The 338-nt window shown below is 43.2% G+C and carries 1 pseudogene; it reads right to left on the bottom strand.

The window, feature by feature from the left end:
- A pseudogene (locus tag HC176_RS18175) lies at window positions 1-338 on the bottom strand (1-aminocyclopropane-1-carboxylate deaminase/D-cysteine desulfhydrase); the annotation flags it as partial.

The following is a 338-nucleotide window of genomic DNA, read 5'->3' as shown; positions in this document are numbered from 1 at the left end:
AGCAGCACACCATAATTGCTCTTGAAGTCATTCATAAATTCAATAAGCTCCCTGTCCACCTTAGCATAACCTCCAAAATGGTAATTTGTTATAAGTTCCCAGTTACTTTTTTTGCTGAAGCGTTCAATTTCAGGCTTTAGAAAATCTCCTTTCAACGCCGGAAAACCCAAAATTTGCTGATGTTCCGCAGAAGAATTTATAATTCCGCTGATAGTTCCTCCCGTTCCCACGGCACAGCAGATCACATTGAATTCTGCATCTTCCGGAAGCAGGATCTCCTCACAACCTTTTACCGCCAGCTCATTGGTACCACCTTCGGGCACAAGGTAGAATTTCCC

The organism is Tamlana crocina (genome assembly GCF_012037625.1).
Note: the sequence above shows the minus strand (reverse complement) of the source record. Positions and strands in the feature narration are given on the sequence as shown.